Annotated in this window: 21 protein-coding genes; 15 read left to right on the plus strand and 6 right to left on the minus strand. The window is 51.0% G+C overall.

Annotation, left to right across the window (positions count from 1 at the left end; genetic code table 11):
- Positions 1-121 precede the first annotated feature (121 nt).
- The 7 genes from CFK45_RS03980 to atzF all read left to right on the plus strand — a co-directional run bounded on the left by CFK45_RS03980 (position 122) and on the right by atzF (position 9,484).
- Complete coding sequence (locus CFK45_RS03980; RefSeq protein WP_096085126.1) at positions 122-1,087, plus strand: ABC transporter permease; 966 nt, start codon at positions 122-124, stop codon at positions 1,085-1,087.
- Positions 1,088-1,104: 17 nt separating this feature from the next.
- The gene (locus CFK45_RS03985; RefSeq protein ID WP_096085127.1) at positions 1,105-2,007 is read left to right on the plus strand and encodes an ABC transporter ATP-binding protein; all 903 of its coding nucleotides are present in this window, start codon (positions 1,105-1,107) and stop codon (positions 2,005-2,007) included.
- Positions 2,008-2,041: 34 nt separating this feature from the next.
- Positions 2,042-2,494 carry a nickel-responsive transcriptional regulator NikR gene (gene nikR / locus CFK45_RS03990; protein WP_096085128.1) on the plus strand — a complete coding sequence of 151 codons (453 nt, stop codon included), beginning with the start codon at positions 2,042-2,044 and terminating at the stop codon, positions 2,492-2,494.
- Positions 2,495-2,498: 4 nt separating this feature from the next.
- Positions 2,499-3,212 carry an urea amidolyase associated protein UAAP1 gene (locus tag CFK45_RS03995; protein WP_096085129.1) on the plus strand — a complete coding sequence of 238 codons (714 nt, stop codon included), beginning with the start codon at positions 2,499-2,501 and terminating at the stop codon, positions 3,210-3,212.
- A gap of 30 nt (positions 3,213-3,242) precedes the next feature.
- Positions 3,243-3,884, plus strand: coding sequence for an urea amidolyase associated protein UAAP2 (locus tag CFK45_RS04000; protein ID WP_096085130.1), 642 nt, complete (start codon positions 3,243-3,245; stop codon positions 3,882-3,884).
- Between the two features lie 88 nt (positions 3,885-3,972).
- A complete protein-coding gene (gene uca, locus CFK45_RS04005) occupies positions 3,973-7,611 on the plus strand; it encodes an urea carboxylase (RefSeq protein WP_096085131.1) in 3,639 nt (1,212 codons plus the stop codon).
- A complete protein-coding gene (gene atzF / locus CFK45_RS04010) occupies positions 7,604-9,484 on the plus strand; it encodes an allophanate hydrolase (protein ID WP_096085132.1) in 1,881 nt (626 codons plus the stop codon). The genes uca and atzF overlap by 8 nt, the downstream gene beginning before the upstream one ends.
- Here atzF and CFK45_RS04015 read toward each other — a convergent pair.
- Positions 9,481-10,068: a YqiA/YcfP family alpha/beta fold hydrolase gene (locus tag CFK45_RS04015; RefSeq protein WP_096085133.1), complete on the minus strand. Its 588-nt coding sequence runs from the start codon at positions 10,066-10,068 to the stop codon at positions 9,481-9,483. The two genes, atzF and CFK45_RS04015, sit on opposite strands and share 4 nt — an antisense overlap.
- 295 nt (positions 10,069-10,363) lie before the next feature.
- Between CFK45_RS04015 and CFK45_RS04020 the strand changes: the two genes are divergently transcribed.
- Together CFK45_RS04020 and CFK45_RS04025 are read left to right on the plus strand one after the other, a co-directional pair.
- Positions 10,364-10,876 (plus strand): shikimate kinase, encoded by a 513-nt coding sequence (locus CFK45_RS04020; RefSeq protein WP_096085134.1) that lies wholly within the window; start codon positions 10,364-10,366, stop codon positions 10,874-10,876.
- An 89-nt stretch (positions 10,877-10,965) separates the two neighbouring features.
- Positions 10,966-11,583, plus strand: coding sequence for an outer membrane beta-barrel protein (locus CFK45_RS04025; RefSeq protein WP_096085135.1), 618 nt, complete (start codon positions 10,966-10,968; stop codon positions 11,581-11,583).
- A 103-nt stretch (positions 11,584-11,686) separates the two neighbouring features.
- Here the strand turns inward: CFK45_RS04025 and cpdA are convergent, their stop codons facing one another.
- The 3 genes from cpdA to CFK45_RS04040 form a co-directional block, all read right to left on the minus strand.
- On the minus strand, positions 11,687-12,520 hold the full coding sequence (gene cpdA / locus CFK45_RS04030; protein WP_239923543.1) for a 3',5'-cyclic-AMP phosphodiesterase: 834 nt from the start codon (positions 12,518-12,520) through the stop codon (positions 11,687-11,689).
- 146 nt (positions 12,521-12,666) lie between these two features.
- On the minus strand, positions 12,667-13,146 hold the full coding sequence (locus CFK45_RS04035; protein WP_096085137.1) for a DUF1249 domain-containing protein: 480 nt from the start codon (positions 13,144-13,146) through the stop codon (positions 12,667-12,669).
- Positions 13,143-13,769 (minus strand): NUDIX domain-containing protein, encoded by a 627-nt coding sequence (locus CFK45_RS04040; protein WP_096085138.1) that lies wholly within the window; start codon positions 13,767-13,769, stop codon positions 13,143-13,145. The genes CFK45_RS04035 and CFK45_RS04040 overlap by 4 nt, the downstream gene beginning before the upstream one ends.
- A 149-nt stretch (positions 13,770-13,918) precedes the next feature.
- Between CFK45_RS04040 and CFK45_RS04045 the strand changes: the two genes are divergently transcribed.
- Together CFK45_RS04045 and CFK45_RS04050 are read left to right on the plus strand one after the other, a co-directional pair.
- Complete coding sequence (locus CFK45_RS04045) at positions 13,919-15,307, plus strand: TolC family outer membrane protein (protein WP_096085139.1); 1,389 nt, start codon at positions 13,919-13,921, stop codon at positions 15,305-15,307.
- 108 nt (positions 15,308-15,415) lie between these two features.
- Positions 15,416-15,877 (plus strand): DUF6491 family protein, encoded by a 462-nt coding sequence (locus tag CFK45_RS04050; protein ID WP_096085140.1) that lies wholly within the window; start codon positions 15,416-15,418, stop codon positions 15,875-15,877.
- A gap of 99 nt (positions 15,878-15,976) precedes the next feature.
- Here the strand turns inward: CFK45_RS04050 and CFK45_RS04055 are convergent, their stop codons facing one another.
- A complete protein-coding gene (locus CFK45_RS04055) occupies positions 15,977-16,447 on the minus strand; it encodes a nuclear transport factor 2 family protein (RefSeq protein WP_096085141.1) in 471 nt (156 codons plus the stop codon).
- 2 nt (positions 16,448-16,449) lie between these two features.
- A complete protein-coding gene (gene cynS, locus CFK45_RS04060; protein WP_096085142.1) occupies positions 16,450-16,890 on the minus strand; it encodes a cyanase in 441 nt (146 codons plus the stop codon).
- Positions 16,891-16,960: 70 nt separating this feature from the next.
- Between cynS and CFK45_RS04065 the strand changes: the two genes are divergently transcribed.
- From CFK45_RS04065 to CFK45_RS04080, 4 genes are read left to right on the plus strand one after another with little or no spacing between them, the layout of a single operon-like run.
- Positions 16,961-17,503, plus strand: a complete 543-nt coding sequence (locus CFK45_RS04065) for a hypothetical protein (protein WP_143247477.1) — start codon at positions 16,961-16,963, stop codon at positions 17,501-17,503.
- Positions 17,469-18,293 carry a serine hydrolase gene (locus CFK45_RS04070; RefSeq protein WP_158224596.1) on the plus strand — a complete coding sequence of 275 codons (825 nt, stop codon included), beginning with the start codon at positions 17,469-17,471 and terminating at the stop codon, positions 18,291-18,293. Before CFK45_RS04065 ends, CFK45_RS04070 begins: the two co-directional genes overlap by 35 nt.
- A gap of 31 nt (positions 18,294-18,324) precedes the next feature.
- Entirely contained in the window at positions 18,325-21,249 is a 2,925-nt protein-coding gene (locus CFK45_RS04075) for a PEP/pyruvate-binding domain-containing protein (protein WP_096085145.1), read from the plus strand.
- The gene (locus CFK45_RS04080; protein ID WP_192870733.1) at positions 21,242-22,738 is read left to right on the plus strand and encodes a serine hydrolase; all 1,497 of its coding nucleotides are present in this window, start codon (positions 21,242-21,244) and stop codon (positions 22,736-22,738) included. The genes CFK45_RS04075 and CFK45_RS04080 overlap by 8 nt, the downstream gene beginning before the upstream one ends.
- Positions 22,739-22,744 lie beyond the last annotated feature (6 nt).

A 22,744-nucleotide genomic window follows, 5' to 3' on the forward strand; every position in this document is an offset into this window, starting at 1 on the left:
GCCTTGTAAGGTAACAGCAAACAACTACTCAACGCAGATTAACAGCACTTGGCAAAAACAAGCTGAATTAACGCCGCGCAATAAACTTAAAAGCCGTTAACACTTCGATAAAGGAAACTATATGAGCACAGCTTCGCTGCTTAACGTTCGAACGTCGCTGCCAAGCAAACAGCGCCGGACGCTGGCTTTATTGAGTTTCTTAGTCCCAATAACTCTGTGGGCCATTGTCAGTTACACGCCGTTTATATGGCACCCGATGATTAAAATCGAGCAGCCCGGCAGCGTCGCCTACTTTAAAAAAGATATGCTGATCGACCGGGCTGTTTTTGAGCAAGAGCTTGAACAAAAAAAACAAGATGGCACAGCACTGCCCAGTGGCAAGCGGGCAAACCCCATCTACCTGCCCGCGCCACACGAAGTTGTCATTGCGCTTTACAGCTCGTTCACCACAGAGCCCAAGCGCCGCAGCGAAAAATGGCTGCACGAAAGCCTTTGGGACAGCATACAAGTCATTTTCTGGGGGTTTTTGTTGTCGTCACTGGTTGGCGTACCGATGGGAATTTTGGCCGGAACCTTTGATTTCTTCTCGCGTTTATTTGAACCGTTTATCGAATTTTTCCGCTATCTTCCGGCGCCGGCTTTTGGCGCGCTCGCCGTTGCCATACTCGGCATCTACCACGCACCTAAAATAGCGATTATTTTTATCGGCACGTTTTTTCAGCAAGTACTGGTGATTGCCAATACCACACGAAAGCTCGATAAGTCACTGCTCGAAGCGGCGCAAACACTCGGCGCAAATCGTCGCGCACAATTGTTTAAGGTCGTGATACCCGGCGTTTTACCCGATCTCTATCGCGATATGCGCATCTTACTCGGCTGGGCCTGGACTTATTTAATTGTTGCCGAACTGATCGGCACCAGCTCGGGTATTACCTGGTTTATTACCCAGCAAGCGCGCTACAAAAACTTCGACAACGTCTTTGCCGCCATCATTATTATCGGCATTATCGGCCTCACCATCGATTTAATACTCGCAGCCCTGGGCCGGCGTCTATTCCCGTGGCAACAAACACACGCAGGTAACTAGGGGGCAACGCTTAGGCTATGAAAGATTTAGAATACTTACAACAAAGCACCGCAGTTAAAAACCGTTTTGAGCGCCTAAAAAAGCGCCCCGTCGCGCTTGAAGTGAAAAATTTAAGCAAGCGTTTTCAAAGCCCCAAAGGCGAGGTAACAGCTCTTAACAATATTAATTTTAAAGCGTACCGCCGTGAATTTGTTTGTGTTATCGGGCCCTCGGGCTGTGGCAAAAGCACATTTGTACGAACCCTTGCCGGGCTCGAACAAGCCAGCGAGGGCAGCATTTTAGTCAACGGCAGCGAAGTAACAGGCCCGGGCTCCGATCGGGGCATGGTATTTCAGGGTTACACCTTGTTTCCGTGGCTTAGCGTCAAACAAAATGTCATGTTTGGTTTGCGCCGAGCCGGCCACAGCAAAGCCCAGGCAGAAGAGCAGGCCATGCAGTGGATAGACCTGGTTGGCCTAAGTAAATTTGCCGAAAACTACCCCTCTCAGCTCAGCGGCGGTATGAAACAGCGTGTTGCCATCGCCAGAGCATTGGCCAATCAGCCCAAGATTCTTTTAATGGATGAGCCTTTTGGCGCGCTCGACCCGCAAACCCGGGCAAAGATGCAAAGCCATCTAATGGAAATCTGGCAGAACATTGATATCACCATTGTCTTTATTACCCACGATCTGGACGAAGCTGTGTATTTAGCCGATCGCATATTGGTGCTCAAAGCTCATCCGGGTGAAGTACAGGAGGTCATCGAAGTGGCGGTTCCGCAGCCGCGCAACGCCGGGCACTTGCACAGCCAGGAATTTTTAGCCTGCAAGCGCCGGCTTGAAGCATTGGTGCACCCCGACGACGAAACTGAGATGAATAAAGATCACCTGAATATGGTGCGCATGGTACACGTACACGACGATGTGCCGAGCGTATTCTAAAACTGACAGCACCTGCCAACAAACAGCGTTAACAATGAACGATAAAGAAAAACTTGTGCGCATTAGCATGACCGTGCCCGAGCAACTACTCGCCAGTTTTGACGAGCTTATCGCCGAGCGAAAACAGGCCAATCGCTCGCAAGTGTTAAATGACTTAATTCGCCAAGAGCTCATTGCCGACAAAGAAGAGCTCGGCAACGAAATAATGGCCGGAACAATTACCCTGGTCTACGACCACAGCGTCAGCAAGCTGCAGCACAACTTGGCCGAACTTCAATTTAAATATCTAGACGAAGTCATTAGCAGCCTGAATGTAAACCTTACCCATCCCTACACCTTAAGCGTTATTTTGGTTCAGGGCCCTGGCGCCACACTCAAACGAATTCTAAATAAAATGAAGGCCAACCGGGGAGTTATTACCGGAAAGTTACAACTAAGCAGTGCCATTTTACCGCAAGTGCACCCTCTCCCACCTATACAGAGCTGAGCGTATGAAATTGGATAACTACTCAACGACTATTGCTGGCGGCAGCCACTGGAGCTTTATCGCCAGGCGCGGTACCCAGCTAAAAATTGAAGATATTCAAGGCGGCGCCAATGTTGGCGTTCTATTTTACAACCCTTATCTGCTGCACGAAAAATACAACGCTCCCGATACACTTAAGTGCCAGCACACATTTAAATTAAGCTCCGGCCACTGCCTGTATTCAGACATGGGCAGAATTTTCGCATCAATCATTGAAGATACTTTTGGCTGGCACGAAAGTGTTTGCGGCAACAGTCACGCTTCACATATTCGCGAGCGTTGGGGCGCGCGAGATTATCAGTGCGACAGCAATAATTGGAAACAAAACGGCTACGATGCGTTTTTGGTTGAGCTGGCAAAATACGGCCTCGACCGCAAAGCCATGGCTGCCAATTTAAATTTGTTTAGCGAAGTGCGCTGCGATGCCAGTGGCGAGTTACGCTTAGCGCGCCAGGCAGAAGCCGGTGACAGCCTTTGCCTGCGCTTTGAAATGGATACCCTGGTGCTCTTGCATACCTGCCCTCACCCATTAAATAACGCAAGTGAATATCCACACACGCCAGTTAAATTACAGCTGAGCTTAGCCGAACCCGTACGCGAGGGCGATTTTTGCATGAACTTCCGCGAGGAAAACAAACGCGGCTTTCAAAATAATGCACTGTATCACCTCGGCAGTTAAATTACGGAAAAAACTAAACGGGACTTTACAATGATTAAAGAAAGCACATTAAAAACCGAACTTTCCGACAAGCAATTTGAAGTCGCTGCGGGCGACTATTTTATCCACACAGTTAAGGCCGGCGAAATCATACGTATTACCGACCTGTACGGTAATCAGGCGGCCGATACGCTGTTTTATAACGCAGACGACCCGAGCGAACGCTATAGCGCCATGGATACCGTTCGCGAACAAGGCAATATTTATCTCAGCACCGGCAGTGTGTTAAAAACAAATGAAAACCGCGACTTGCTAGAGATTGTCGCCGATACCTGTGGTCGTCACGATACCGTCGGCGGCGCCTGCGCAACAGAAAGCAATACCGTGCGCTACGATCTGGAAAAGCGCTGCATGCACGCCTGTCGCGATTCTTGGATGCTGGCCATACAGGAACATGAAGAGCTCGGTTTAAACAAAGACGACATCACTCACAATATTAATTTTTTTATGAATGTCCCGGTGACTGAAACAGGCGGTTTGAGTTTTGAAGATGGCATCAGCGCACCGGGCAAATACGTTGAGCTGCGCGCACTGATGAACAGCATCGTGCTGCTGTCAAACTGCCCGCAGCTCAACAACCCCTGCAATGGTTACAACCCAACACCGGTCGCCATTCATATTTGGCACAACTAGGGCCTGTGATGCTAAGCCAATTTAATTCAGCTCGCGGGACGACCCGCGGCGAGAACACCTTAGGGGACGGCCCCACAAAACGGAACTTATGTTTGATACAGTATTAATCGCCAACCGCGGCGCCATTGCCACGCGTATTATCCGCAGCTTAGATAAGCTTGGCATCGACAGTGTTGCCATTTTTCACGAACAAGACCGGCAGAGCCTGCACGTACAAAGAGCTAAAAAAAGCATTTGCCTCGGCGCTGGCTCAGCGACACAAACCTATTTAAATATCGATGTCATTATCGATGCAGCAAAACAAAGCGGCGCTCAAGCCATACATCCAGGCTACGGTTTTTTAAGTGAGAATACCGAATTTGTTAAACGCTGCGAGCAAGAAGGCTTAGTATTTATTGGCCCGCGCAGTGAACACATCGAACTCTTCGGTTTAAAGCACCAGGCGCGTGAGGCGGCGCAAGCTGCGGGCGTCGCCCTTGTGCCCGGCTCACCGTTACTACAAGAACAGGGCCAAGCCTGCGCATTTGCTGCCGACATCGGCTACCCAGTTATGCTCAAGAGCACAGCAGGTGGCGGCGGAATAGGCATGCAGGTCTGTCACAGCGACAGCGAACTGCGCAAGGCTTGGTCCAGTGTTAAACGCCTCAGTCAAAACTACTTCGCCAATGACGGCGTCTTTATTGAAAAATACATTGCCCGGGCTCGCCACCTGGAAGTGCAAATACTTGGCGACGGCTCAGGCCAGGCACTTAGTTTTGGCGAGCGCGACTGCTCAGCCCAAAGGCGCAACCAAAAAGTTATTGAAGAAACACCTGCGCCAAACTTAAGTGATGAACTAAGGCACGCGCTGTGCTCTACCGCCGAGCGACTGATGACCTCGGTCAACTACTTAAACGCCGGCACGGTTGAATTTATTTTTGATGTCGACAGCCAGCGCTTTTATTTTCTTGAAGTCAATACCCGCCTGCAGGTTGAACACGGCATTACCGAAGAAGTCTGGGGCATAGACCTGGTAGAACAAATGCTGCTTATTGCCGCTGAGCAGCAAGATTTTAATCAATTAAAAAATCAATACCGATGTCGCGGCCACGCTCTGCAAGTTCGCATTTACGCCGAAGACAGCCAACAGGATTTTCGCCCAAGTGCGGGGCTGCTATCTAAGGTTGATTTTGCGAAGCAAGATGCTTTGCGTGTAGATACCTGGGTTGAGAGCGGCACTGAGGTACCGGCGCTGTTTGACCCTATGTTAGCCAAGCTTATTTGTCACGCCGAAAACCGCGAGCAAAGCCTGGCGGCCATGCAACAAGCGCTGGCAAACACTACCCTGTACGGCATCGAAACAAACAGCGCTTATGTACAGGCTATTTTGGCCAGTGCTGAGGCAATAACGGGCCAATTATTAACTTCGACTCTTGCCAACTTTAGTTTCAGCAAGGCGGCAATTCGCGTCGAAGCTGGCGGCACCATGAGCACCGTACAAGACTGGCCGGGGCGCAGCGGCCTGTGGCATATCGGCGTGCCGCCATCCGGCCCCATGGACAGCGCAAGCTTCAGGCTGGCAAATTTACTGGTTGGCAACAGTGAAGGGGCTGCGGCACTTGAGCTGACCTTAAATGGCCCGAGCCTACGTTTTTTAAGCGATGCCAGCATCGCACTTTGTGGCGCAGCGATGCAGGCCACACTCGATGGCCAAAATATTGAATTTTGGCAAAAAATTGAAGTCAGAGCGGGCCAACTGCTCGAACTTGGAAATATTATCGGCGCCGGCGCACGCAGCTATCTCGCCGTTGCCGGGTCATTTTTGTGCCCGGATTATTTAGGCTCAAAAAGCACCTTTAGCCTCGGGCAGTTTGGCGGCCACAATGGCCGCGCTTTAGCCGTTGGCGATGTATTGCCTCTGGGCCAGGCAACCAATACAAACACTGCCACTGACATCAGCAGCAGTAAAAGCCTAGCTATAACACAGCGCCCGTTTATTGATGACTCGTGGCAAATTCGTGTGGTTTATGGCCCTCACGGCGCTCCGGATTTTTTTACCGACGAGGCCATCGACGAATTTTTTTCCTCAAGCTGGCAGGTGCACTACAACAGCAGCCGCACCGGCGTGCGCTTAATTGGCCCGAAACCGAGTTGGGCGCGCGAAACTGGTGGCGAAGCCGGTTTGCACCCATCAAATATTCACGACAATGCCTACGCCTTTGGCAGTATAGATTTCACCGGAGACATGCCTGTTATCCTCGGGCCCGACGGCCCCTCTCTCGGGGGGTTTGTCTGCCCGGCAACCGTTATTCAAGCGGACCTGTGGAAACTCGGCCAGCTCAAAGCCGGAGCAAGTGTGCGTTTTATTCCTGTCAGCCTTGAACAAGCGGTTAAAGCCGAACAGCTGCAGCAACAAAAAATTAACAAGCTGAGCTTTAGTGAAGGCCCAGTAACAAAATACTCTGCGAAAGAATACCCAGTAACAAAATACATAACATCACCAATAGTATTCGAGGCGCGTTATCAGCAAGAAAAACTCTGTATGCGTGCAGCTGGCGATCATTTTTTATTAGTTGAGCTCGGACCGCTCGAGTTGGATATTGAACGCCGCTTTAAAATTCACGCACTCATGCTTAAGCTTGAGCAATTGCGCCGCCCCGGCATGCGCGAGCTCACCCCCGGCATTCGCTCGCTGCAAATTCACTACGATTCGCAGCAACTAAGCTGTGCACAGCTTTGCCAACTGGTAAAACAGGCAGCTGAGCAGCTAGAAGAAAACAAACAAAACAAACTACCGAGCCGCATTATTTATTTGCCACTTAGCTGGGATGACAGCGCCTGCCGCGAAGCGATAGAAAAATATACGCAAAGTGTAAGGCCGGGGGCGCCGTGGTGCCCAAGCAACCTCGAATTTATTCGCCGCATTAACGGCCTAGATTCAGTCGAAGCCGTCAAAGATATTGTGTTTGACGCCAACTACTTAGTTATGGGCCTCGGTGATGTTTATCTAGGCGCGCCGGTGGCAACGCCCATTGATCCAACTCAGCGCCTGGTCACCACCAAGTACAACCCGGCGCGCACCTGGACGGCAGAAAATTCTGTCGGCATCGGCGGCGCGTATATGTGTGTCTACGGCATGGAGGGCCCTGGCGGTTATCAATTTGTTGGCCGCACCCTACAGATGTGGAACCGCTATCGTAAAACGCGTGAATTTGAACAACCCTGGCTGTTGCGATTTTTTGACCAAATTAAATTTTATCCAGTCAGCCACGCAGAACTTGAGCAAATTCGACGCGACTTTCCCCTCGGCAAATACCAACTTCGCATTGAAGAGCAGCAGTTCTGCCTCGACGAATATAAAACCATGCTTCGCGATAAAGCTGATGAAATAGCGGCTTTCCAGCAATTAAGGCAGGCCGCCTTTGAGCGGGAGCTCGAACAGTGGCGCATCGACGGCCAGCTCAGTTTCGAAGCGCCGCCGCAGCAAAACAGCGACAAGCACGATGAACAGTTACCCGAACAGGCGATATCCGTCGATAGCCCCGTCGCAGGCAGTGTCTGGCAAGTGCAAGTAAATGAGGGCCAACAGGTAGAAAAAGGCCAGGTACTAATGGTGCTTGAGTCGATGAAAATGGAAATTGAAATACACGCTCCGTGCGCCGCACGCATATTAAAAGTTCATCGCCAACAGGGCCAGGCCCTACAAACCGGATCAAGCCTTTTTTGGTTGGAGGCCAGCAATGTTTAACTTGTGTTTACAGAATTTACGCCAAGCCTATCTTAGCGGTGAGCTGCAAGTGCGCAAGCTCTTCGCTGAGCTTTTAATTCAAGCAGAGCAACAGCACGAGTACAAGGCCTGGATTACACTGCTAACGATGGAGCAGCTCGAGCCTTATTTTGGCGCTCTGGATTCAGCCGACATCAATCAACTGCCGCTGTACGGTGCTCCATTTGCGATAAAAGACAATATCGACCTTGCCGGCGTACCCACCACTGCAGCATGCGAGCAGTTCCGTTATATACCGGAGCAAAGCGCCGAGGTAGTTAAAAATCTAATCGCTGCAGGCGCCATCCCCCTGGGCAAAAGCAATATGGATCAGTTTGCCACAGGCCTGGTTGGCACGCGCTCGCCGTGGGGCCAGGCAAAAAATGTATTTAACAAAGATTATATCAGCGGCGGCAGCAGCTCCGGTTCGGCCATCGCCACCGCCCTCGGTCAAGTTAGTTTTGCGCTCGGCACCGATACCGCAGGCTCTGGCCGGGTGCCCGCAGCATTTAACAACCTTATAGGCCTAAAACCAACTAAGGGTTTAATCAGTACCCGAGGTGTTGTTCCCGCGTGCCGCAGCTTAGATGCGGTAAGTATTTTTGCACTGAACTGCGAGGACGCGGCCCAGGTATTTGATATCGCAGCCAACTACGACAAACACGATGCCTATGCCAGGGAAAATACGCTTACTAATAGTTCGCGTTTTTTCTCGGCCAGTTCAAAACAAAGCTTAGAAAAAAATGCCAATCAAGGAACAGCTACAAAAACATCGTTTCGTTTTGCAATTCCGCAGAAGCTTAACTTTTTTGGCGATGATGAATGTGAAGCTCTGTTTGAACAATCCGTTGCCCGGCTACAAGAACTCGGTGGTGAACTAACGCGTATTGATTTTGAGCCTTTTGTTAAGGCGGCCTTGTTACTTTACGAGGGCCCCTGGGTCGCCGAGCGCTGGCTGGCCACTGTCGGTTCAAATAGAGTTAAGCTCGATGCAATGCTAACTGAAATCCAAAGCATTATTGGCGGCGGCAATCAGGCCCTTGCAACAGAGGTATTTGCCGCACAGTACCAACTGGCTGAGTACAAACGCCTGTGTGATGAGCGCATTAGCGACGTCGACTTTGTTTTAACACCAACAACACCCACACAGTTTACTCGCGCAGAGATTGATGCCGAGCCAATTAAAAACAATAGTATCTTAGGTACCTATACCAATTTTATGAATTTGCTTGATTACAGCGCTGTCGCTGTGCCTGTCGGCGCCTGTAAAAATAAAGTGCACTGGGGCGTCACCTTATTTAGTTACGCATTTAACGATATTAAATTGCTGAACATTGGCGCCCAATTGCAGCGAAATTTAAATCTAAGCATGGGCGCAACAGGCCATGCCCTACCTGAAAGCTCACACTCTGGCAAAATGCATACAGCGTCGCCCTTATATGCTCAAGCTAAGCAAAGTAAAACGATTGATGTGATCGTCTGTGGCGCCCATCTAAGCGGGCAGGCATTAAATTGGCAATTAATTGAACGCGGCGCCAGCATCAAACAGCGCGGCACAAGCGCCGCAGCTTATAAACTCTGGGCCTTACGTGATGGCAAGCGCCCGGCGATGACCCGCGATGAGCGCAACGGCAAAAAAATAGAGATAGAGGTTTGGTCCGTGCCGGAAGAAAATTTTGGCAGTTTTGTCGATGGCATCCCCGCGCCCCTTGGCATCGGCAAAGTCGAAACCAGCGACGGTTTATGGCTGAGCGGCTTTATCTGCGAACACTCAGGTTTAGAGGGCGCCAGAGACATCACTGATTTTGGCGGCTGGAGAGCGTGGTTGGAATACAAAAAACAAAATCAGAATTAGGGCCTGCTCTCAAACAAAAAATCGATGATTTGCGGCAAGTGCTTTTCGTAGCCGTCAAAACTGTGGCAGCCGCCGTCCTCAATTAAGCTGCGGCACTGGGCATAGCGTTTTTGCGCCATCGTCCAGTCGAGTACTTCATCGCCTTTTTGCTGCATCAACCAATAGCGGCTGCTATCTGCCAGCGCCCGGCTTTCACAGGCCGCTAATACATCCAGATGTTTTTGTTCAAGCACGTAGTGATCATCGCTGTAATAACTTTTAAGGCTTTGACCAAGATAGTGTTGAAAACGTGTGTGGGGTGCTACCGCAGGGTTGACCAGCACAGCCTTTTTTATTTTACCCGCCTCAATAAAATGTGAAGCCCAGAAACCGCCAAGGGAAGAGCCAATGGCAACAGCCTGATCAAGCCGGCTAAATAAAGCGCTTAACTCATCGCGAGCCAAATCTGGATACGAGCTCAACTGAGGGCAGTAAAAGCTAATATCGGGCCGATACCGCTCTAACCAGAGCCGAGTCAGCTCGGCTTTTTTTGACAGCGGGGAGCTCAAAAAGCCGTGAATATATACAAGGTGTTTATCATTCATACACTTTACTTTAATTTGTGAGTGCTTGTGCACTGCAACGACCTGCTAACTTATAGCCGCTGCTCCTGGCTCGTCACTTGGCAAGCATCGACCCAGGCCAGGCAGCTTGCGAGCAACAAACTTAAATACATATCACTATCTCGAGCAAAACACGCACAGTGGCGCCGCTGTATTTCACCCAGCCGGGTTTTCACTTATTATCTTGTGCCGCAAGCAATAAGCTCTAGAGCCTGTTAACACCAGAGCCTTACCTGTTAGTAACAAGTGCTTCGCTCACCAACACAGCTGTAAAGATATGAAAAACAACGTGATCCTGATCGGCATGCCCGGCGCCGGTAAATCCACCTTGGGCCGCGCCTGTGCCAGTGAGCTGCAACGCGAGTTTATCGATACCGACAAATTAATTGAACAACGCGCCCAACAAAAGCTGCAAGTGATTGTCGACCAACACGGGCATATGGCGCTTCGCAAACTCGAGGCCGAGGTGCTCGGCGAGCTCAACTGCAGCAACAGCATAGTTGCAACCGGCGGCAGTGCCGTATACAGCAGCGAAGCCATGCAGCACCTCAAACATATCGGCCACCTGGTCCACCTCGACCTGAGCTTGAGCAGCATCGACAAGCGCATCACCAATTTTGCCAGCCGCGGCCTGGCAAGGGCGCCGGGGCAAGACCTTGAAGCGCTCTACCTCGAGCGCCAAAAACTTTATAGCCACTGGGCCGAGCAGCGGCTCGACTGCGAAAAGCTCAACCAAGATCAAGCGACAAAGGCACTGCTAAAGCTCTGTAAAAGCCTCACAATTCAATAAAGCTCACAAAAACATCGCCCCAAAAGCGCACAAGAGCGGCTACAATAGCAGCTCAATAACAGCCCATAGCGCGCAAACACGGAATAACCATGAAAAAATTGCTGACTGCTACCGCCCTGCTGGCGACTGTAACTAGCCCCGCCCTCGCTCAACAGGAATGGCGCCTCAGCGTCGCTGGCGGCCCAAGCTATGCGAGCAATCCGTCAAAGGATGACAACGGTGAAATGGAATTGGACAGCGGCACCGCCTTGCAACTTGTCGCGCACAAGTTTCAAAAAGGCAACCGCGACGGCGCACGTTTGTATTACGAATTTCTCTACGCCCAAAACAGTATTGATGTTGATGTTGAAGCCGGCTCCGACAGTTACGACAGCAGCATAGCGGCCAAGCACTTTCAAATTGGCGGCACCTACGAGTGGGCAGAAAACCCAAAAGTTTTTGACCCCTACTTCGCCATGACCATCGGCGGCAGCCACTACAGCCCAGATAGTTCAGACAGCGAAACGTATCTGTCGGGCAGCCTTGCACTCGGCACCCGTTTTTGGGTAATGGACCAGCTCGCTATTCGCCTTGACGCCCGTGTCTTTGGTACGGTCATCGATAGTTCGACCACGATTTTCTGTCAAAACAACAGCTGTTTTATCGGCATCGACGGTAGCCTGTGGCTGCAACAGCAACTGACCGCGGGTGTAACCTGGGCTTTCTAAAGCCGCCGCACAGACGTTTGCAAATAAAAAAGGCGCTGAAGCGATATTCGCATTCAGCGCCTTTTTTATTTGTAATTTTTTTAGCTAAAATTTAGCCGCTTAATTAATAACCGGTTGCCGTCATATCTACCGCATAGGCTTTGGCTTCGCTGCGGCGCACTTCGCTTTCAAAGCTGCCGTCTTCATTTAACACATAGTTGCGATAACCCGGCATACGCGTATCGAGTTTGAATTCGTCGCTATTGGGCAGAAACTGTATGCAGGTCGATGGTGTACCAATTAGCGCTACGCCATTGCGCTCGCGATAAAACTCTTGGTGCACGTGGCCCCAGCTAATCATCTTCACTTGCTGGTACTGATCAACGAGTTCAAAAAATGCATCGGCGTCGCTGACAACGTATTGATCGAGCCATTTACAGCCAACTGGAACCGGCTGGTGGTGAAGAAAAATCGCCGTCGGCATATCCGGGTGAGCATCCAACAAACGCTTTAGTCGCGCCAGTTCATTGGGCCCGAGGCGGCCGCCCTCTTCGCGCGGAATACGCGAGTCAAGCATAATCATCTGCCAGCCGTTGACACAGTGGCTGTGAGAGATCGGGTGGCGACCGACCACCAGCATATTATCCGGGTCATCGTGATTGCCGGGCAACCAAGCCAGCGGCACATCGGGGAAATAGTCTTCCATCATGCTCAAAAAACGAGCGTAAGAAAGTGCGCCGGCATCGTTGCTAATATCGCCGGTGCAAATAATCATATCGGGCTGTTCCGCGGCCTGGGCGGTTGCCAATACGTCGTAGAAACTCTGATCGGTATCCATACCCAGAAGAGTCTCCCTAGGCGAGCTGCCAAGGTGGCAATCAGTAATTTGTAACAGCCTAAATCGATTCATCGAGGAATTGCGCGCACGTGTGCTCAGTGGAGCGATGTTCTTATTCATTGTCCGTCCGAGTTGGCCAATTGCAAAGACCAAATTGCTATGTAAGCCACTGGGGCTGACACCGTTTTGGCCTATGATAGGTTAAAAAGAGCGTCCATCTCCGGTTTCATACGCCACAGTGTCGCTCGAAACGCTGAAAAATTAAGCTATCTCTTTGCCTGAATGGGAACTAAATCACAATTACTTGGCTGCATTAAGCCATGACTGCGACAAAATACCAACCAATCATATAAGAAGCGGTTGAGCTCGAGCTTTTCGTCGCGGTGATACATGCGTTTATTCGGGTACTCATAGCGACTTTGCCAGTGCCTGTGCCCCTCAAAAACAATCACCTCGGCTACCGCAGCGTCGTGGCAGATGCGCAGCTGCAGCGACGGCAAAGTCATGCCCTCGCGCTGCTGTTTGATTTCAACCACCGAGGTATAAGGCGCACTTTCTTTTAGCTCAACATTAATAAGAATGGCGGCTTTATCACCGGCTTCAAACTGCCAGTGCTCGGTGCCATCGCGCAACCCAGGCAACATGCTAAGCAGGCGCTGGTAATTGAGCTCACACGTGTGAACGTGACCGCTTAGGTCGACGGAATAAGCCGCGCGCCGCGCTTTAATTGCCCGGTACTGGCTCATGCCTGGCACTCCGCGCGCAGGCGCTGGCGATTGAGTTGCAGCCACTGCAGGCCAATTAAGGTAGCGGCGTTGTTAGTGCGCGCGCGATACATCTGGGCAAAGACCTCGTCTGGCTTAAAAACCTGAAAGCGAATATCTTCGCCCTCTTCATCTAAACCGTAAATGCCGCCGGCTTCACTTAGGTCACACAGCGCACAAAATAAATGAATCTTCTCGCTGCAGCCGCCGGGAGTACTGTAATACTCACTAATTGGCTCGAGCTTCAGCTCAGTGATACCGGCCTCTTCGCGAATCTCTTTGACGATGGTTGTTTCGGCGCTGTCGTGCTGCTCTATCATGCCGGCGACAACTTCGAGGCACCACGGGCCAAACTCTGAGTCGAGCGCGCCGACACGAAACTGCTCTACCAGCCCAATCAGGTCGTGCTCAGCGTCGTAAAGAACCGCGGCACTGGCTTCGCCGCGCTGGAATAATTCACGGCTGATCTCTTCGCTCCAGCCTCCGCGAAAAAGGCGGTGGCGAAGGCGGAACTTGAGCATGGAAAAAAAGCCCTGAAATATGGTGCTTTTTTCGACGAGCTCAACATCAGCTCGGCCGAGTTCACTTTGTTGCAGATCGGTCATCGCTCACTCTCCGGTTAAGGCGCCAGTGTAGGCAGCTCTTTTCGGCCTGTCCACGCTGCAGTCAGTCGCAAAAGTGCTGACGTAGGCAAAACTCTCGCGTTATGATAGGCCGCTTAAGGATCCCGCCTTTAATTTGACTAGGAAGATCAATGAGTATCACTGTCCTTCGCCGCCTCGGCCTCACTGCTTGCTTGAGCTTCGCATCGAGCAGCAGTTTTGCTACAGACCTATACAGTATTTACCAATTAGCGGTACAAAACGACCACGAATTTGCCGCTGCAAACGCCGCCTATCAAGCGGGCCTGGAAAACAAAGGCCTGGGCCGCGCCGGTATTTTGCCGAAATTTAATGCCAATGCATCGTACGCCAATAACGACGTCGAACAAGACGGCGAGAGCGTACAATTGCTCTTGCCCAATGAAACCAACGCAACCGACAGCGGTTACGGCCTGACGCTCTCTCAGCCACTATTTGATATGGCCGCGTGGAATACTTATCAAGCTGGCAAAGACGCAGCTAATATTGCCGAAGCGCAATTTCGCTCCGATCAACAAAGCCTGATTATCCGCACGGCTCAAGCCTACTTCGACACCCTGCAAGCGGCCGATAATTTATCGACCAGTGTCGCCGAAGAAGACGCCTTTAAGCATCAGCTCGAACAGACGCAACAGCGCTTTGAAGTTGGCTTAAGTGCCATTACCGATGTGCACGAAGCGCAGGCTTCGTACGACAACTCTGTTGCAGAAAAATTAATTGCCATCGGCCAGCTCGGCATCGCGTTTGAGGCCCTTGAAGTATTAACCGGTGAAACCTATTACGAAATCAACCCGCTCAAAGACGATTTTGTGGTCAGCAAACCCCAGCCTGAAGCGCGCGAAGAGTGGGTCAAGCGCTCTATTGAAGGCAACTACGATCTCGCCGCCGCCGAAGCCAATGCCGAAGCCAGTCGTCATCAAGCCAAGGCCGCAAAAGCCGGCCACTACCCGGTGCTCAGCCTCGACGGAAGTTACAGCAGCAGAAATAACGATGGCGATTTTACCTACCAAGACAACCCCGCCGGTAAAAATGACTACGACACCGACAGCACCCAGATCGGCGTGACCCTAACCATCCCCATCTACAACGGTGGCGGCGTCAGCGCTTCGCGCCGCCAGGCTGCGCAACAGAGCATCCAGGCGCGCGAGCTGTGGTTAAAAGCCAAGCGCGACGTTGTGCAAGCTGCGCGCACCCAACACCTTGCGGTCACCACCACTGTCGCTACAGTAAAAGCGCGAAAACAAGCTATTGTTTCCAACGCCAGTGCACTTGAAGCCACTCAGGCCGGTTACAGTGTCGGTACCCGCGACTTGGTTGATGTACTCAACGCCCAGCGCGGTCTCTACCAAGCTAAGCGCGACTATTATGCGGCGCTTTACACCTATGTGATCAGTAGCTTGACTCTGAAACAAGTCGCCGGCATGTTGGTTGAAGACGATGTTGTTCAGTTAAATTCCTGGCTGGACACCGAGCGCAAAGTAGAGAAAAACACCAGCCTCTAATTTAGTGGCTGTGCGTAATAGTCGGCGCTGCAAAACAGCGCAGCGCCGGGTCAGCGTTTTTTGTAGTACCTCGCAACAGTGGGCGAATATCGGCAAAGGGAGAGCCTTATGAATACAAAGCGTGCAGTAAAAGCGGCGCTAACAAGTGCGCTAGCACTCGGCCTAAGTTTCAATCTCGGTGCCTGCAGCAGTAGTGGCAGCAGCAAAACCAGCAGCCAGCAATTGGCCATGGCCCTTGCTGAGCAAACCGGCCAGAACGGCCGCGCCTGCATACGCACTAGCGATATTCGCGGCTACGGCATGGACGGCCAGAATCAAATTAATATTGATGCGCGCCCCAAATACTACATCGCCACAACCCTCTACACCTGCCAGAATATAGATCTCGCACCGCGCGCGCTGTTTGACAGCCGCTTCAGCGAAGCCTGTGGCGGCAGCACCTATATTACTACCCGCAACGGCCGCTGCCCGATAGATAAAATATTTGAATTTGCCAATCGCGACGAAGCCTTTACAGCGGTTAGGCAAGCCAAAGAAACGATCGAAAAACAAAAAGGCGACAGCAAATAAAAATCAAATAAGCTGACTCTTATGCTGAGCGCACAGCAGCTTGCTGTGCGCATAGACATGCATAAATGTCAGCTCGTTAGGATTTGCGAACAAAAAACGCTAAAGTCCGAGCTCACTCAAGCCCGGGTGGTTTTCTGGCCTCGGCCCACTTGGCCAGCGAAATAAGCGCTGCTCTTCACTAATTTCAAGATCGTTAATGCTGGCGTGGCGTTCACACATTAAACCTTGATTATCAAAGCGCCAGTTTTCATTGCCGTAACTTCGAAACCACTGCCCACTGTTATCAACCCACTCGTAAGCAAAGCGCACTGCAATACAGCTTTTACCGTGTGCCCACAGCTCCTTAATTAAACGATAGTCATTTTCTTTAGCCCATTTACGAGTTAAAAAATCGGCTATGTCAGCGCGACCTTGAATAAATTCACTGCGGTTGCGCCAGCGGCTATCTTCACTGTAAGCAAGCGCAACAGCGGCGGGGTTTTTGTTGTTCCAGGCATCTTCTGCTTTGCGAACTTTTACCAGAGCATCGGCAAAACTAAAAGGCGGCAGAGGGGGGCGAGCTTCCGACATCGTTACCAACTCTTATAAGGCAGGAATTTACCGTTTAACGTCAGCAGTACCCGATCGCCTTTCGGGTCTTCGATTTTGTCGACCTCCATTGAAAAATCAATGGCGCTCATAATGCCATCGCCAAACTTTTCCTGAATAACTTCTTTTAAGGTATCGCCATAGACACCAACCACTTCATAAAGGCGATAGATAAGCGGGTCGGTCGGTACCGCTTGATCCCAAATTTTTGTTGGAAAAGCTTCAAGCGCGCTTTTAACTTCGTCTTCAAGGCCAAAAAAGCTGCAAATGGCTGCGGCTTTTTCCGGCGGTGCGCTGTTCATACCCAGGCAGGCCGAGGCGAGCCAAACGGGGCTCATACCCAGTTCGGCGCCTATTGCCTCCCAGGTCAAACCTTTTTCCGCTTTTTTACTAATGATGATATCTGTCATTAATTGCTTGTCCATAGACCTGCCTCTTTAACAAAAATTACAAACCAATTTAAAGGTAGAGCGCTGCAGATAAGTGCAGCCCAAAGTGCAAGCGCGCAAAGCTGGTGCGATAGTTTTGTTGCACGGCGTTTTTTTGCGCTTGCATATAGCTAAGAGCAAATCAGGTGCCAGCCCAGTCGACAATAAGAGTCCGTTATGGCTCAACGCTTCGACGGGGAGCCTGTATCAAAGTGACACAAACTGGCTTCAGCCAATAAACAAAACCCAACAAAATCAAATCAAAATAAAAGAAAGCTATACAGTAACGTATGCGCAATTTAAGATATTTACAGTAAGACACGCTCGGCAAGCGCTCTATATGGCGCTTAATCTCTCGCCCGGCTGCTGTTTACAGGGCGAGAACACAAGGTACTTAACGAGTTACTTAGCAGGGCTTGGCAGCCGGGCCTTTGGGCAGCTGCTTTATAGCAACTATTTACGCCACGGTGAGGGTGTCTTTTCGCTTCACCGCAAACGGAAGGCGGTACAAGGAAATGAAAACAGCGTTCAGCCTGTATTTAACTGTGCTTTTGTCTATAGCCAGCAGCAACTTGTTGGCGCAAGCATCCCTGTGGCAAGCCAAAGATGAGCGGCTGCAAGCGCAGCTTGAACAGGTCATCAGCAAACTCCAACTGGGCAGCGCCGTCGCCGAAGATAAACTGGCGGTGAGCTTTGTCGACATCACCGACATCGACAAGCCCCGGGTTGCAAGCGTGAATGGCGAACAAATGTATTACGCTGCCAGCCTGCCCAAGCTCACTATTTTACTTGCCGCGTTTGTCGAGATTGAGCGCAAACAGTTAACACTTAGCGATAAGCTCTGGCGCGACATGAATGACATGATTCGCCATTCGAGTAACGCCGCGGCAACACGGGTATTAAATAAGGTCGGTCGCGAACAACTTATCGACATTTTACAGGAACAAGATTTTGCCCTCTACGATCGCCAACATGGCGGTGGCCTGTGGCTGGGCAAAGCCTACGACAAAAGCCCCGCCTATGCGCGCGACCCTTTAAATAACTTATCGCACGGCGCCAGTGCCATGCAGACAGCACGTTTTTATTACCTGCTTGAAAGCGGTCGCCTGGTAGAGCCCGAACTGAGCGCCAAGATGAAAGAAATCCTGGTCAAGCCCGGTATCAATCACAAATTTGTCAAAGGTTTAAGCCAAGTTCAGGGGCTGAATTTATATCGTAAATCGGGCACCTGGAAACACTTTCACGCCGACAGCGTACTTGTCGAAGCCGAAAATTACCGCTACATCGCCGTCGGTCTCGCCCAGAGTCGCGACGGCGGCCGCTGGCTTGAACAGCTGGCCCTGCCGCTCGAACAAATTATTGCAACACACTATAGCCAGGAAAATAAAACCATAAACTAAGCCCACTGCTTGCAAAAAGGCCTTCACAAGCATGAAAAAACAACTGCTACTGTTATTAAGCTACTTTGTTTTGATTAACCCCGCTTTTGCGGACAGCCAGCTTGAGCAATATCGCCAATGGATACAGGCGATGAAGCAGGCCGAGCGCGGCCCGTTCTTGCGCATCCGCTGGTTCTGCGCCGACGGTACTGTACTTCCCCCCAAACCCTACGGCTGCAGCGAACACGGCGGTGGCGCTCAGCACGGTGAGTACACCGAGCAAACTAAAACCTTGCGCCAGCAGGGTTATTACATCGCCAATATATTATCCGGTGTTGACCTGCCGGCACTGATCGCCGAGCCAAACTTTAACGACCGCTACAACCAGTTATTGATCGAACGCTTTTTACGCGGTGCCGACGACGGCTGGATTTTGCGAAAAGCACAGTTTTATCGCGGCGCTTTGCAAGAAGAAGGCGAGCGCAGGTCTGCGCGCAAACTTCTGTTATTGTTAAGCGCCAAAGACGAGTGGTTGGGTTTGCGCTACGCGGGTTTGTACAGCGGCGCGCGCCTGCTTGCCCACGGCCGCGACAGCGCCTCTGCTGAAAGCGTCAGGGAACAGGCGCAAACACTCTCGCAACAAGATAAAGCTTTTATGCCACTGCGGGTGAAAATTCACGGCTCACCCGATGCCGGTGATGCCGAGCGGGTTCGCCAATATGCAAAAAACAAAAAAAGCCCCGAAGCTTATTTAAAGCTCGCCGACGACATCGATAAACTTTATCAAAATGACAAGCTCGCGAAGCAGCTGTCGCAGCTAAGTGCCAAGCTTACAGGCCCTTCGGCACTTAAACAAAAACTGCAAACAGCAGCGACAGATTTTGCCAAAGCCGATGATGCACAAAAACTCGCTCTCACGGCAGATGTATTGGCCAGTATTCGCCAGCAGATAAAAAAGGTAAGTTCGAGCGAAAGTCGCCTCGCACTGCTGGATCTTAGCCTCAATATTGAAAACGAACACCTCAAAGCTGCCAGCCGCCTGCGCGCCGAGATCAAACGCGGACAGCGCCAGCAATTACTCAGCTATATGCAGGCTTCGCTGTTGGCCAGTTACGGCACTGGGCTTATTAACGAGCGCAGCCTGCAGGCAGCGCAAGAGGCCATGCAGAAACTCAACAGCAGTGAGATTGAACTTAACCTTTATCGCCAACAACTTAAATACCTGGGTAGGGTGCCCGGCTGGGCCAGCCAGAGCTTGCGCTTTCAGTTTTATGAATCCATGAATAAATTGGCCGAGATAGAGCCCCTGGCCATGGGTTTTATTCAAAACCAATTGCGCAGCAGTGCGCTGTTGTTTTTCTCGCAAAATCTCGATGCTCTTTCGCGCGACGCCAACCAACTCGCCGGTATTAAACACCATGTGTTTGGCGAAGACATTGACAGTGGCTTCCACGCGCTAAACCCAGGGCTCGCGCGCGGCACCTTACATATCAAGACCGATATGAGTCAATTACAAGACATCAAAAGCGATGGCATTTATGTCTTGCCCGAGACGGTATCTGACCTACCGCCACTGGCTGGCATATTAACTGCGGGCGAAGGCAACCCTTTATCGCATGTGCAGCTTTTAGCGCGCAACCTCGGTATTCCCAATGTCACTGTCGATACTCGCTTAATTAAAAAACTCGCCAAATACGACGGTAAAAAAGTGGTGCTTGCGGTCAGCCCTTCCGGCTTGGTTGAACTCGCTGCCGACGGCCCGCGCTGGCAAACACTGTTTAAACAACAAAATAATAAGCAAGTGGTGATACGACCCGATCTCAACAAGCTCGATTTATCGGTGCGCAAGTTTATTAACTTGCGTGAACTCAGAGCCGAAGACTCCGGCCGAATTGTCGGCCCCAAGGCGGCCAAACTCGGCGAGCTCGCTCATCACTACCCCGACAAAGTTGCCAAAGGCCTGGCCATCCCCTTTGGTTTATTTCGCGAGACGGTGCTCGATAAAAGCTACAGTGGAACACTGTATTTAGGTGAGCGCGGCAACAAACAACAGAGTGTTTTTGACTGGATGGTCGATCAATATAAACATCTACAAAGTCTGCCGGCAAACTCCACCGAGCGCGCCAAACAAAGCGAGGCTTTTCGCAGCGAACTCTACAGCCTGATTGCCAACGCCGAATTTAGCCGAAGTTTTGTCAGCCAACTTAAAAGCGGCATGCAAACTACCTTTGCCAGCACCGAGCTTGGCGTATTTGTGCGCTCGGACACCAACGTTGAGGACCTACCCGGTTTTACCGGCGCGGGCCTAAATTTAACCCTGCCCAATGTCGTCGGCTTTGAAAATGTGTTAACTGCTATTAAACAAGTTTGGGCCTCGCCATTTACTGAACGGGCTTTTGCCTGGCGCCAGTCACATATGCAAGAGCCACAACACGTCTACCCGGCGGTGTTATTGCTGCAAAGTGTCGCCAACGACAAGTCCGGCGTCATGGTGACCGAAGACGTCGACAACGGCGATCGCAATACTATTTCCGTTGCGGTCAATGAAGGCGTCGGCGGCGCCGTCGACGGCCAGTCGGCCGAGTCCCTGCGTATAAATATGGACAGCGCCAAGGTTAAATTACTCGCCACCGCAAGTGCGCCGTGGCGCCGCGAACCCAAAGCCAGCGGCGGCCTGGAAAAATTACCGGTTAGCGGTTCGCAGTGGGTACTAAAAAAAGACGAAATAAACAAGCTGGTTGAATTTGCCAAAAATCTTCCCCAGCACTTTCCCCCCATCGTCGATGCCAAAGGTAATAGCGCAGCCGCTGATGTCGAATTTGGCTTTTTAAATGGCGAGCTGCACCTGTTCCAACTGCGTCCGTTTTTACAAAACCAGCAAGCACAAGCCAACCTCTATCTGCGCCAATTAGATCAACAGGCGCAAAACCATCCTCAACAGCACGTAAATATGCAAAGGCCAGTGAACCATGATTAAAAACAGCATTGTATTCGCGCTAACAAACTTTACCACGCTGACCTGCTTGTTGAGCACGCTGTGTGCAGCCTACCCACTAGATGGCTATGAAGATACGGGTATACGCCGCGTAGAGGGCTATCGCTTGATGAGCGAAGGCAAAGTCAAAGGCCCCAAAGAACCCATTGGTGCGCGCCTGAATACCTCGCAAGTACAACTGCGTTTAAATCAGCAGCAAGGTTTAACGCTGCCGGATAACGATGAAGATCTCGCCGCAGCGATCATTGCTTTGCTCGGTGAAAAAAAAGATGACTACGGCATAGCTGTACTTGATCTGAGTGACCCGGAGCAGCCGAGCTACGCCGAGTACAATGCCGACTACAAACAAAATGTTGGCAGTGTCGGCAAGTTGGTTGTCGCCCTTGGTTTTTTTCAAGCGCTGGCCGACGCCTACCCCAACGATATTGACAAGCGAGAACAAATACTAAAAAACACGATTGTAACGGCCGATGCTTTTTCTCAGCGCGATATCCACCCAATAAAAGTCTACGATGTCGAAGCTCAGGTCATGCACCGCCAACCGATGAAAATTGGCAATACCGGCAATTTGTGGGAATACCTCGACTGGATGCTTTCGGTCAGCTCCAACGCCGCCGCGTCGATGATGATGCGCGAATCGCTGTTGCTGCGCCATTTCGGCAAAGACTACCCCCTCAGCAATGAAAAAATTCACGAATTTTTTAAACAAACACCGAGATCACAGCTGACCGAACTCTACAAACGAACGTTTTGGCAACCGGTGACCGACAACGGCCTCGATATTGAGCAGCTGCGCCAGGGCAGTTTTTTTACTTCCGGCGGCAACAGCGCACTCTGGGGTGGCGGCAACAGCTACGGCACCGCAAAAGCGCTGATGCACTACAGCTTAAAACTCGAGCAGGGTTTATTGGTTGATAGCTGGAGCAGCCTGCAAATCAAACGCTTGCTGTATGTTACCGAGCACCGTATTCGCTATGCCTCGTCACCGGCTCTGTACCGCTCTGCGGTGTATTTTAAATCGGGCTCGCTATACAGCTGTAAAAAAGAAGAGGGTTTTCACTGCGGTAAATATATGGGCAATATCAAAAACTATATGAACTCGGTTGCCATCGTCGAGAGCCCAGCTGGCACAACCGATTTATTTTACATTGTTACCCTGATCTCCAATGTACTTAAGAAGAACTCAGCTGTCGACCATCAAACACTGGCAACACGTATTCACCGCTTGATAGAAAAGAGACATGCGCCGCCTAGCCCCAAGCCTACTGCAAAACCCAGCTCCAAAACCAGCCCCACTACCGAGCCCGGCCTTAAAACTAGCTCAAACACGAGCGCTACAGCAACGCTCGCCAACACTCAGCCAAACCATGCAGCAGAGCACCAGCCGGGCCCGGCTGTACTGAATACACAGCTTGATCCGGAAGAAGATAAAAGCCCCAATAAAACCAATAATATGTCGTACAATTTTTGAATATCC

It is taken from the genome of Agaribacterium haliotis (assembly GCF_002312815.1).
In the GTDB taxonomy this organism is placed as follows: Bacteria; Pseudomonadota; Gammaproteobacteria; order Pseudomonadales; family Cellvibrionaceae; genus Agaribacterium; species Agaribacterium haliotis.

Coding starts and splice junctions, on each gene's coding strand:
- CFK45_RS04020 (WP_096085134.1), top strand. CDS start 10,364: ATGAAAAACAACGTGATCCTGATCGGCATGCCCGGCGCCGGTAAATCC.
- uca (WP_096085131.1), top strand. CDS start 3,973: ATGTTTGATACAGTATTAATCGCCAACCGCGGCGCCATTGCCACGCGT.
- CFK45_RS03995 (WP_096085129.1), top strand. CDS start 2,499: ATGAAATTGGATAACTACTCAACGACTATTGCTGGCGGCAGCCACTGG.
- cpdA (WP_239923543.1), bottom strand. CDS start 12,520: ATGAATAAGAACATCGCTCCACTGAGCACACGTGCGCGCAATTCCTCG.
- CFK45_RS04025 (WP_096085135.1), top strand. CDS start 10,966: ATGAAAAAATTGCTGACTGCTACCGCCCTGCTGGCGACTGTAACTAGC.
- CFK45_RS04080 (WP_192870733.1), top strand. CDS start 21,242: ATGATTAAAAACAGCATTGTATTCGCGCTAACAAACTTTACCACGCTG.
- CFK45_RS03985 (WP_096085127.1), top strand. CDS start 1,105: ATGAAAGATTTAGAATACTTACAACAAAGCACCGCAGTTAAAAACCGT.
- CFK45_RS04035 (WP_096085137.1), bottom strand. CDS start 13,146: ATGAGCCAGTACCGGGCAATTAAAGCGCGGCGCGCGGCTTATTCCGTC.
- CFK45_RS04075 (WP_096085145.1), top strand. CDS start 18,325: ATGAAAAAACAACTGCTACTGTTATTAAGCTACTTTGTTTTGATTAAC.
- CFK45_RS04040 (WP_096085138.1), bottom strand. CDS start 13,769: ATGACCGATCTGCAACAAAGTGAACTCGGCCGAGCTGATGTTGAGCTC.
- CFK45_RS04055 (WP_096085141.1), bottom strand. CDS start 16,447: ATGTCGGAAGCTCGCCCCCCTCTGCCGCCTTTTAGTTTTGCCGATGCT.
- CFK45_RS03980 (WP_096085126.1), top strand. CDS start 122: ATGAGCACAGCTTCGCTGCTTAACGTTCGAACGTCGCTGCCAAGCAAA.
- nikR (WP_096085128.1), top strand. CDS start 2,042: ATGAACGATAAAGAAAAACTTGTGCGCATTAGCATGACCGTGCCCGAG.
- atzF (WP_096085132.1), top strand. CDS start 7,604: ATGTTTAACTTGTGTTTACAGAATTTACGCCAAGCCTATCTTAGCGGT.
- CFK45_RS04050 (WP_096085140.1), top strand. CDS start 15,416: ATGAATACAAAGCGTGCAGTAAAAGCGGCGCTAACAAGTGCGCTAGCA.
- CFK45_RS04045 (WP_096085139.1), top strand. CDS start 13,919: ATGAGTATCACTGTCCTTCGCCGCCTCGGCCTCACTGCTTGCTTGAGC.
- CFK45_RS04015 (WP_096085133.1), bottom strand. CDS start 10,068: ATGAATGATAAACACCTTGTATATATTCACGGCTTTTTGAGCTCCCCG.
- cynS (WP_096085142.1), bottom strand. CDS start 16,890: ATGGACAAGCAATTAATGACAGATATCATCATTAGTAAAAAAGCGGAA.
- CFK45_RS04000 (WP_096085130.1), top strand. CDS start 3,243: ATGATTAAAGAAAGCACATTAAAAACCGAACTTTCCGACAAGCAATTT.